Below are 9,663 nucleotides of genomic sequence, written 5' to 3'. Positions count from 1 at the left end.
AATTCATAGTGATCGCGGATTCCAATACACCTCACATGGATTTAAACGGAGGATTGATGAAGCAAAAATGACACACAGTATGTCTCGTGTAGGTAAATGCATTGATAACGGTCCAATGGAATCGTTTTGGGGGACGCTGAAATGTGAGAAGTATTATTTACATAGGTATGAGACTTTTGAGGAACTTAAAAAAGCAATAGATGAGTACATCTACTTCTACAACAATGAAAGATATCAAGAACGATTAAACGGCCTTAGCCCTAATGAATACAGAGCTAAAGCCGCTTAAGTCCTTTTTTATTATTTCCACTGTCTACTTGACAGGGGGCAGTTCATCTTAGATCACCTTCTTTATCTAACGCACCCTTAAGTGGAAGAAGCAACCTATTTTATTTATTCTTTTCCCTGTAAACCTTTTTATTTCTTTCAATTTGGTCGAGATGTCCACGTATATGCTCGACTCGGTAATCCAACAAATCTTTGAATGTCAATCTCGCACCATCTGAATACACTGCAACTCTCTCAAGTTGTTCAGTTGTTAAATTATGGAGAATAGGAAGCATACTGGAACGTAGCATTTTAAAAAGTTGAAGGTATTGTTCTCGATCTAATTGTTCATAAACCAAAGAGCTTGCCCAAGCATCTTGGTCAGGTGCTGGCAAGAGTGGTTCAGACTCTGACAAAACTTTTTTCATTCTATGTGTAGCCGCCAACTCAGAATCTGTTATATGAATAATTATTTGATGTATACTCCATTTATCTTTTCCTGGATTATACCTAATCTCTTCCTCGGATAACTTACTTATGGATTCCCTTAACATCGTAAATCCTCGACTGTACTCCTCAATTAACGCCTGCATCTTGTGTTCCTCCTTTTAATCCTATTTTTAATCTCTCTTATTTTAAGTTAAGGATTAATATTACCTACTTTACACTGGGGTTCTTCTTCAACTATCCTGTCCCGTTAGTTGGAAATCGGTAACTCCCAATCCTCCAAAAGCCCCCAAGTAATTTCAGGGTTTCCTTTAAAAGATTTCATTGAACCTACAAATACTTTGTCATTGAATTTGCCTACCTGGTCGTAATGACTAACCATTTCTTTGGTAGTAGCAGAAACATTATGGTTTAAAATACCTTTGTAACCAATCCAAGATAGTGACCCTTCATCACTCTCAATTAACTTAGAATTTTTTTAACACAATTCCAATGAAAACATTTTGTATTCGAATTTCATGATTATCCTTAATCCTAAGTACAACGTATCTAAGTCCAAGATTTTTAATACAATCACTATTTAAACCCGTTTCTTCTTCAATCTCTCTGTAACATGCTTTTTGAGGTTCATTTATTTCATCGCCTTCTATATGTGGAACTAAAAACCCTGCGAGGAAAGTATCTTTTTGCTTTTTTTGAAGAAATAAAACTTCTTGTTCCTCATTGAAAAGAAAAGCGACTGCCATTTGTCTAAGTTCCAAAAATCCCAACCCCTTGTATTAATCTTAATAACATATTCTTTATTATATATACTGAATCCTTCTTGAACTAAACTGCCCCGTTACTTCAACAACTCAACAATAACATAATATTCCAATTATATTAAAGCAAATAAAAAGACCATCTGATTTAAAACCGCCTTGTTCAACTCTTGCACCCGTTTGTTGAACAATAATTACCACAATGGTTCATCTTTATCGCTTAATTTGATAAATAGAAAAAGGAATGGAACGAATATTAGACTAAGATACCCTAATGTAAATATCCGTTGTGTCTTTACTGAAATGTATTGTTTAAGTCCACAGTTCGGACAGTCTTTCCCTTTTTTAGAAAATCCAAGTGACCAAATTTCTTTGGCTTTCCATTTGTAACCACAAATAGTACAACGTGCCATAAAATTACCACCTTTTCACTAAAACCTACCAATCGTAAAGAATTACTTCTCTACTTAAACAATCGCACCATATACTTTAAGTGAAAATCTTCATCATCTTTTGTGTAGGAGCATACAAAAAAGACGCCTTCTTACTAAAGAATAGCGCCCGTCAATTGAACAATAGAATCTTAAGTACCGGAACTATCAGTTATTATCTTCATAAACTGGCCATGCACCTTATTTTTTCTAATTACTATGAATTGCCCAGAATGGTGAGCATCATGATGGATTACGCCATTAATATGTTTCTATAGAGGAAGTTTAGATGTACCATTTCCTAATTCTATTACACTCAATTTTGGATTTGCTCATATATTTCTTCATTAACTCGAAGCATCTTTGGACTAAAGCAGCCAAGCTACTTGTGAATCTCCTTCAAATGGAACCAGGCATCTAGTACCTCTTGCTCTTTTTTACGCGATATACCTGTTTTTCTTTTTGAATCTTTTCTCGATTTTTCCCATTGATACACATCATGTATTGTTTCTTCAAGACGACGAAAAGAAAGCCCTGCGTCTAAAGCTTTTTTTACGCTTATGAACATTTTCCACGGTTCAGTTTCTCCTTCTAACGGAAAATGTTCAGGAATCCATAACGGCATTTCCGTCCACGGCTGTATTTGATGTTCCAACACAAGTTGTTCATCTACCCAGACAAATTCAGCATTGCTGTTTGTAACCACTTTACACGTGTTTAAAAGCTCTTCCATCGTCAATTCATAATCGGGACCTGTAACATTGAACGTTCCAGCTTTTCTTCTTTTCACCATATCAAACACCCATGTTGCTATATCTTTCACGTCGATTAGTTGAATTGGACGGTTCGGACTTCCAGGCACCATTATGTTTCCGCCTTCTGCCACACGTTGAACCCAGTACGGGAGCCGATCCGTATAGTCAAACTGCCCAACAAGCTGACCTGCCCTGATATGCAACACGCGCCCCGGCCAATATTTCTCTGCTTCTGCTTCACATAGCACTTTCAAAGCACCGTAATGTTCATAAGGAGAAATTCTCCCTTCCTTAACGTTTTTCAATACGTCTTTCAATTGATCTGGTGGCATTGACTGTAAATGATAGTCTTCCGTGATATTGAACGGAATCCAATCTTTATAAACGGAGATGCTTGAAATGTATGTATAATGTTCGATGCTAGTCCCGATAACAGCTGCAATTTTGTTTATTTGGTGAGGAGCGAAGCCACATGTGTCCATTACAACATCCCATTTCCTGTTTTCGAGCTGTGATACATCCCCGTCCCTATCGCCGATGAGCTGTTCCACACCGGAAAACGCCTCTTTATTGGTCCCACGATTGAATAATGTGATTTCATGACCTCTTTTCAATCCTTCTTCTACCAAAGCTTTTCCTAAAAAACGAGTACCTCCCAATATAAGAACCTTCATACTTTTCACCCGTTCCTTTAATTGCCCACAATAACATTCAGGCCCGATTGTTAAAAAAAAGCTAATGACGATTGTTCAAGTAAACTACCCTGTTAGCATAATAACTTCTATCTCAATACTAGCATAGTATTCCAAATATTATTAGAATTTCACTATAAGAAAAAGTGACCCATGATCACCTTTTTCTCACTCACTCGTTCGATTTTAAGGTCAGGTAAAAACCTGGTTAGAACGTCATCACCTGAAAAATGTGCCAATTACGTTAACATTTTTTTAACAATCGGTATGTAAATGTCTAAATGCGGATCATTCGGATCTTGATTAGCTGGATAATATTCGTGTTTAATCGGCATATACGGATCGTAGTATTCTACACCAGCTTCCCTAAAGGCGGTATAATCACTAGCAAATAACCATTGATGTAAATCCGTATAGGTCTTTTGTATATCTTCTCCTTTATTATGTGTAGTCATCACATAAGTCCATTCTGGTACGGTAATTTCAATCATTCCTTCAGGGATTTCCTGCTCCTCACTTACTTCATAGACCGCGTAATGTGCGAATCCATTCTCTATGACATGATAGGATAAACCCAATTGAACATTGGGATTCACCTTATTCTCTAATTCATCAGCACGGTCTTTCGCTTGTTGAATTACGTTTTTTAAATTTGGAACAATCTCAGAGAAAGTCCCCTCCCATTTCAATCCTACTGCCCGATAGCTTGGTAACGTGATAATTTTGTAGCTCAAATTATTTCCTCCCCTTTTCCAATGTCTGGAAAGTTGTTTTTGTTTTATTGAGTTTGTCCTCAATCTAGCCAGATTGCCGTTCAAATAACCTGCCTTTTCGTCTAATACCATATTTAATTTTAACATTAACTTCCATTCAATTCACCAGAATTATTTCAAAAATCATTTTATTCAACACCTTTCAAGGGGCTAAAATGTCACATATAGAAAATTAATATATTTAGAATATAAAAACAGAAAATACTTATTAAAGTAGGATTCCATTTAAAATCCTTTTAATGCATAACATGTGAGGGGGTATTGTATTGAAGAACTTAGCAATTGAAATTGAGATAACTGAGGATGTCGTTTATTTTAATGAGAAAATGATACGTGGTTGGTTTTTAGCCAATAGCTTTAGATATCCTCTTGAGTTCAGAAAACAAAATGGAATAGTGAGATATAAAGAGAAGGAAGGAACCATCAAAAAGGGAATTAAAGGGGAGGTTGTTAAAAAGTTCGGGTTAAAATGGTTCGCCCCCTATCCAGAACAAGAAAACATCGAATTGTTTACACCATCGAAAAACCCTTTAATACTTGTTCCTTACGAAATGATTAAAGATAAATATAAAATTGTATCTTCATCAAAATAAAGCACCATTTCTTAAAAAGTTTAACAAACCTCACAAGTTGAGGTCTTTCTTATGCGAATTTTGGCAGCTAGAAATAATTAAAGCCACCGGAATCAGTAGAGGTGTTTATCCAAGTATTTAGTGCCCACACCCTGCTACACCATTAATTCATTTACGGTAAAGTTCCATGATTGAATTCGTAGTACCGAATATGAAAGTAAATATCATCACTACAGATGGATCTTTTATTTAACTATTGCACCCGATCGTAATATAAGGTTAGCCAGAATTTACTGGTTGACCTTTAATGCAATAAGAGTGTGCCTCTATTTTGTTAGTTTAGTCCAAGAGAATTGTGCTTTTAAGTAATTCGAAAACTATGTTTGCAACCCTTTTTCTTCATACCAACGAACAATTTTCTTACCTTCAGTTTCTTTTCGCTATACCTCGAGTGCTAAAGCTCTTACCTTAACCATCTGTTCTTTATTTTGGTGAACTACCTCGTAAGATACAGTCACTTGAATTTCAGACTGTGGAACTTTTTTAAGCCCAGTATAATCAAATTGAATTTATTTCCCTTTATATTACTCTGAAGCTAATCTATTATCTTTTTTATAGATTCTGCATTATATTGGTCCAGTTCTCCAACCCAAGGCATATAAAGCCATCCTTGAAAATCATCAGATTATAAACTATTCATTTCCTCAAATTGTCCCTCTGATAAATTTCTATGTAACTCCATCACTTTATATACTTCATCCGATACTTCCTGTTCAATAGTCACCTTTATCCCCCCTTCAAACTGTTCCATCTTCAACTCTTCTGCTTCGTTCGTTGAAGAACAAATCTTTCATAATATTTAAATATATTTTAACACATAATGTTACTTAATCCTTTAGTTTTATTGATACAGATTAAGATTGTATCTCAAATGACAAGTAAAATAGCACCCTATTCTGCATGTTAACAACATTCATTGTCAAGATGTTATTTGAGGTGCTATTTGATATGTCATTCTATAAAGCGTTGATAAATCAATGAAAGCAACCCTGTAATTTACGGTGCTAAAAGGTATACTTATTCATATTCTATTTACACTGTTTCTCACGAAAACGGAACTACTTACTAAAATGTAGCAGTATGCTCCTCATAATAAAGAAAAACACTTAAGAAACGCGAAAACCAATTCGCGCTTCTTCACCATAGTCCTTAAGGTTTAGTATAACAAACCTCACCACCAAGATTAATCATCTTGAGTACGAGAGTTAAATCTCCGTGGTACCACCTCAGTTTATGGAGATGTCACCATACCAAGCTCTTCGGGTACGGCAATTAAATAAGAAATTGATTATACCCTCTCCCTATAACGGAGAGAACCCGTCGCAGTATCACTAAGTACAATTAGATCTATGCGAAGCTCCGAGTCTTATTTCGTATTGAACATTATTACTCCTTCCCACCAAGCGGAGCTCTCTGAATATAATCATTCAAAACTACTCTTCTCTTCATAGCCATTATTCTGAAAGTTATGTTTTGTATATTCTAGAACATAGAAATTAGTTAGTCAAATGAAAATTTACTATTCAAACTCAACCCACTCCAACTCTAGATTATTCAACAGGTTATCCATTACCTCCATATGATTGGATTCGCTAACAATTTCAAAAGACTTAATATCTCCATCAATTATGATGAGATCATGTTGATTAAAAGCTATATTTACGGATTGAGTAGAATAATGTTTTTCGGCAACTAGGTTGGATGCAATAACCTCTATCGAATAATCCATATCTAGGATATCTATATCCGTAGAACGAATCTTCTTTAATTCCATATTCGTAAAGCCATTTTGAATAGTAGATAGTATCTCATCATCTTCTATTCTCGTTTTCGTCCTTCTTTCTAATCCATTTTCGAGGTATTCAGTAATATTTATTGCTTCAATCTTGGTCTCACTATTAATCTGGTCAGAAAGGGCTTCATCCATAGTTTTATAGATAAAAAGTTCTCTGTAAATGAATATCGCAAGTAAAATAAGTAATGCACCTATAATAAACTTAATAATTTTTTTCTTCATCCTAACCCCCGTTTACAAACTCGGGTAAATTCACCCAAATCACCGCACCCATCGGATGGTTATAAGGTATTGGCTCCTGATACATTCTCGGATTCGCCAGTACCCAAGCATAGGTTTTCTTATATGGGAGTTCCAGTGCATTTTCACTCTCCACATCATGAAATTTGTTGCTTTCACGATACTCTTCCAATGTTAATTCCATACTATCTATAAGGTCTACTTCTCCTAAAACCTTCCCCGAACCACTCTTTATAAGTGCAACCGTCCCTCTAATTCTAGTATTTGACCCTCGAATTTCCCAAGTCTTTTCCCATCTAGGATTGATTCAATCCATGGTGACTTTATAATTAGACCTTTCATTCTATTTCTCCTTTATCCGCATCCACTAGCAACTTCTCTTCCTGCAACAACTCCAACAAATTTATCTTACTTCTATCTAAATGTAGTCCCCTTATCCCCACCTTTTCCGCTCCATCGATATTTTCCAATTTGTCATCAATGAAGATACTCTGTTCTCTTTGGGCTTGTGCTTGATTAAGGGCTATCTCATATATAGCTTTGTTAGGCTTCCCTTCTTTTACAAAGGCCGAAAGAATAATCGTATCGAAGTATTTCCGAATCCCTAATCTATCAAATACCCAATCCATACTTGGCATTGCGTTTGAAATAATCGCTAATTTATATTTTCCACTTAGCTCCTCAAGTACATCTATCACTTCTGGAAAAAGCTCACAATGAACTGCATAATGAGTTAAGTAAAGCAATTCATTAGTTAATCCGATATCTCCTACTTCTTTTGCAATCGTACCATAAAACTTCTTATAATACTGTTCTTCTTCATCCCATTTCGTAATCAGGGTTGTCTTGATTTGTTTTGCCTTTGAAATAGCCTCATTGATCGTTGCTACATCGTATCCTCTTCCCGTCAATAGGTTTCTAATTCTTTCTTCTCCCTTTATAGGAGTATCAAAAAGCACACCACCGGCATCAAAAAAGATTGTTTGTACGTTCCTTTGATTCATAACAAAATCTCCTATTCTAAGACAAATTTATTTTTCCCGTTTCTGTAGTGTCATTAAAATAAAACTTATCAAATAGATACTACAATTAACTCCGAATAACAGAAAGATTCCAGGCGTTAGAATGAAATAAAGACTTAACGGGAAGGACCAAATAAAAGCTAACAACATGAGCCACCGCTTAGAAGTAAAGGATGCTATGAGGGCAAAACTAGCAGGAAGAAATAACATGAAAAATGTATGTTTAATTGGATCGAAATCAACTTGGGAATCATACGGATTGAAAAAGGAAAATATAATCCACAATAGTATGCTAGCAACTCCACTTAATCCACCTATGAGCTTGCCAATTCCATTAATTTTGTTTCACCTCATTTCCTATAGGTTGAAGTTTTAAAAAAATAACTCCTTAATGAAGGCAACAATAACTACTATTGCTATTAGCATGAATAACCCTTTAAAAGTAAATCCTGTAGCCATATTTCGTTCTTGCGACCACATATTATTTTCACTATCACGATTGTCTCGGACGATATTTTTGTCTAAGTTATGTGTTGATTTACGCTTCTCCCTATCTTCCATACTCAACTCCCCAATTCTGTTAATTTTCAAATCACAATTTCTCCCTCACCTATAGGCTCCTCAAACCCCTTTAAAAACGTTGTTAACATCTCCTTTGTAATTGGAAATGCTGCATTCGCATCAAACCGTTTACTTCTGATTTCCAGTCTCCTACGCAATTCATTATCATCTACTTTTAAATAAATCAGTTTCCATTTACCACCATTCTCTTCGATTAACTGCTTATACTTCTCTCTTTCTGACCGACTCCAAAAGCTAGAATCTAAGACTATCTTTTTATTTTCTTGAATAAACTTAAGCAACTTGTCACAAATTCTTGCATGTGATTCATCTAAATACTCTCTGTATTTCTCCCTAGGGTAATCTACGCCATATCGTCCATAAGTTGACCAAACTTCCTCATCAATAGAAAGTCGTATGAAGCCTTCCTCTTCTAATTTTTTCGAAAAGGTAGTTTTGCCGGAACCTGCTATACCACACATTAATACTACGAATGGAATATCGCCTTTTTCACTAATCAAATGATTGATAACCTCTTCTTGTAACATCCTTTGCACACTCCATTCTATTGAATTAACTACCGTAATTTAGTTATCTTAGCTTTAAATAATGGGTTGAATTAGAATATAGCGGTTCTTTTTCAAAACCAAGTGATTTATAAAACAAATCCCCTTGTTCTGTATCCGTATTCAAAACAATGACCCTAAAAGTAGCTGTATGATTTATAATCCTCTGAACCAAGATTCTACCTAAACCTTTTTTCCGATATGCCTTCCCTACGTAAAACCTTCTTAATCTGCCAATACCATTTTCCTTACTATAAGGATCTACATTAATCCCACCTATAGCGATAAGTTTATCGTTCACATCAAAAATACTGTACAAAGCTTCCCCAGGTTTATCAAATTTGTTCGTACCATTTTCATAATCCTTAACTAGCCTGTTTAGAAAATGAAAACCCTCATTTTGACTTTCAATGACTAATGTATCTATTTTTGTTTTAGATAAATTTCCAATTTGCCTTAGCTTGTAATTTTCCATATTACCTCCATGGCATTCAATCATTGCTTGTTCAATATCAATTTATATGTTGGGTATAGTATTACTAGGAGGTGTTGCAAGATGGGTAAAAACAAAGAAGAACTAAATCGTTTTGAAGCTTCTAAGGGTCAAACGAATACTAGTAAAAGTGATGAAATTTCTAATGATGAGCGACATAATAGAAATGCACGTGAGTCAGCTATTGAACAGAATTATCCTCGGATTAACACAGAAAATTTATAGCCA

The 9,663-nt window shown here is 35.2% G+C and carries 14 protein-coding genes; 3 read left to right on the top strand and 11 right to left on the bottom strand.

The features are described from left to right. Positions 1–289: IS3 family transposase (locus K332_RS0107305; protein ID WP_026906852.1), on the top strand; the 289-nt coding region annotated here is incomplete at its 5' end. A 100-nt stretch (positions 290–389) separates the two neighbouring features. On the opposite strand, the gene K332_RS0107300 is transcribed toward K332_RS0107305, so the two are convergent. The 5 genes from K332_RS0107300 to K332_RS0107280 form a co-directional block, all read right to left on the bottom strand. Next, positions 390–860 carry a DinB family protein gene (locus K332_RS0107300; protein WP_026906851.1) on the bottom strand — a complete coding sequence of 157 codons (471 nt, stop codon included), beginning with the start codon at positions 858–860 and terminating at the stop codon, positions 390–392. A 321-nt stretch (positions 861–1,181) separates the two neighbouring features. Beyond that, positions 1,182–1,475 carry an NUDIX hydrolase gene (locus K332_RS0107295; protein WP_026906850.1) on the bottom strand — a complete coding sequence of 98 codons (294 nt, stop codon included), beginning with the start codon at positions 1,473–1,475 and terminating at the stop codon, positions 1,182–1,184. Positions 1,476–1,669: 194 nt separating this feature from the next. Next, the gene (locus K332_RS0107290) at positions 1,670–1,888 is read right to left on the bottom strand and encodes a hypothetical protein (RefSeq protein ID WP_026906849.1); all 219 of its coding nucleotides are present in this window, start codon (positions 1,886–1,888) and stop codon (positions 1,670–1,672) included. 400 nt (positions 1,889–2,288) lie between these two features. Further along, on the bottom strand, positions 2,289–3,335 hold the full coding sequence (locus tag K332_RS0107285; protein WP_026906848.1) for an NAD-dependent epimerase/dehydratase family protein: 1,047 nt from the start codon (positions 3,333–3,335) through the stop codon (positions 2,289–2,291). Between the two features lie 257 nt (positions 3,336–3,592). Further along, positions 3,593–4,087 carry a GyrI-like domain-containing protein gene (locus K332_RS0107280; RefSeq protein WP_026906847.1) on the bottom strand — a complete coding sequence of 165 codons (495 nt, stop codon included), beginning with the start codon at positions 4,085–4,087 and terminating at the stop codon, positions 3,593–3,595. A gap of 305 nt (positions 4,088–4,392) precedes the next feature. Here K332_RS0107280 and K332_RS22120 point away from each other — a divergent pair, with 305 nt between their 5' ends. Further along, on the top strand, positions 4,393–4,719 hold the full coding sequence (locus K332_RS22120) for a hypothetical protein (protein WP_036688313.1): 327 nt from the start codon (positions 4,393–4,395) through the stop codon (positions 4,717–4,719). Between the two features lie 1,558 nt (positions 4,720–6,277). On the opposite strand, the gene K332_RS0107265 is transcribed toward K332_RS22120, so the two are convergent. The 6 genes from K332_RS0107265 to K332_RS0107235 all read right to left on the bottom strand — a co-directional run bounded on the left by K332_RS0107265 (position 6,278) and on the right by K332_RS0107235 (position 9,417). Then, complete coding sequence (locus tag K332_RS0107265) at positions 6,278–6,775, bottom strand: hypothetical protein (protein WP_026906846.1); 498 nt, start codon at positions 6,773–6,775, stop codon at positions 6,278–6,280. A gap of 1 nt (position 6,776) precedes the next feature. Beyond that, complete coding sequence (locus K332_RS24400) at positions 6,777–6,977, bottom strand: hypothetical protein (RefSeq protein WP_245604640.1); 201 nt, start codon at positions 6,975–6,977, stop codon at positions 6,777–6,779. Positions 6,978–7,131: 154 nt separating this feature from the next. Beyond that, on the bottom strand, positions 7,132–7,797 hold the full coding sequence (locus tag K332_RS0107255) for an HAD family hydrolase (protein ID WP_036688310.1): 666 nt from the start codon (positions 7,795–7,797) through the stop codon (positions 7,132–7,134). 390 nt (positions 7,798–8,187) lie between these two features. Then, positions 8,188–8,406, bottom strand: a complete 219-nt coding sequence (locus tag K332_RS0107245; protein WP_026906844.1) for a hypothetical protein — start codon at positions 8,404–8,406, stop codon at positions 8,188–8,190. After that, positions 8,403–8,924, bottom strand: a complete 522-nt coding sequence (locus tag K332_RS0107240; RefSeq protein ID WP_036688308.1) for a P-loop nucleotide/nucleoside kinase family protein — start codon at positions 8,922–8,924, stop codon at positions 8,403–8,405. The genes K332_RS0107245 and K332_RS0107240 overlap by 4 nt, the downstream gene beginning before the upstream one ends. Before the next feature lie 43 nt (positions 8,925–8,967). Then, complete coding sequence (locus K332_RS0107235) at positions 8,968–9,417, bottom strand: GNAT family N-acetyltransferase (protein ID WP_026906842.1); 450 nt, start codon at positions 9,415–9,417, stop codon at positions 8,968–8,970. Positions 9,418–9,498: 81 nt separating this feature from the next. On the opposite strand from K332_RS0107235, the gene K332_RS23910 reads away from it, so the two are divergent. Next, the gene (locus K332_RS23910; RefSeq protein ID WP_156914161.1) at positions 9,499–9,660 is read left to right on the top strand and encodes a hypothetical protein; all 162 of its coding nucleotides are present in this window, start codon (positions 9,499–9,501) and stop codon (positions 9,658–9,660) included. Positions 9,661–9,663 lie beyond the last annotated feature (3 nt).

Source organism: Paucisalibacillus globulus DSM 18846, from assembly GCF_000482485.1.
Lineage (GTDB): Bacteria > Bacillota > Bacilli > Bacillales > Amphibacillaceae > Ornithinibacillus > Ornithinibacillus globulus.
The sequence above is the reverse complement of the archived record's forward strand: the minus strand, read 5'-3'. Positions and strand labels throughout refer to the sequence as shown.

What these genes read in the sequence shown, in the direction of transcription:
- K332_RS0107300 (WP_026906851.1), bottom strand. Translation starts at nt 860, where the DNA reads ATGCAGGCGTTAATTGAGGAGTACAGTCGAGGATTTACGATGTTAAGG.
- K332_RS0107290 (WP_026906849.1), bottom strand. Translation starts at nt 1,888, where the DNA reads ATGGCACGTTGTACTATTTGTGGTTACAAATGGAAAGCCAAAGAAATT.
- K332_RS0107285 (WP_026906848.1), bottom strand. Translation starts at nt 3,335, where the DNA reads ATGAAGGTTCTTATATTGGGAGGTACTCGTTTTTTAGGAAAAGCTTTG.
- K332_RS0107265 (WP_026906846.1), bottom strand. Translation starts at nt 6,775, where the DNA reads ATGAAGAAAAAAATTATTAAGTTTATTATAGGTGCATTACTTATTTTA.
- K332_RS24400 (WP_245604640.1), bottom strand. Translation starts at nt 6,977, where the DNA reads ATGGAATTAACATTGGAAGAGTATCGTGAAAGCAACAAATTTCATGAT.
- K332_RS0107255 (WP_036688310.1), bottom strand. Translation starts at nt 7,797, where the DNA reads ATGAATCAAAGGAACGTACAAACAATCTTTTTTGATGCCGGTGGTGTG.
- K332_RS0107240 (WP_036688308.1), bottom strand. Translation starts at nt 8,924, where the DNA reads ATGTTACAAGAAGAGGTTATCAATCATTTGATTAGTGAAAAAGGCGAT.
- K332_RS0107235 (WP_026906842.1), bottom strand. Translation starts at nt 9,417, where the DNA reads ATGGAAAATTACAAGCTAAGGCAAATTGGAAATTTATCTAAAACAAAA.
- K332_RS23910 (WP_156914161.1), top strand. Translation starts at nt 9,499, where the DNA reads ATGGGTAAAAACAAAGAAGAACTAAATCGTTTTGAAGCTTCTAAGGGT.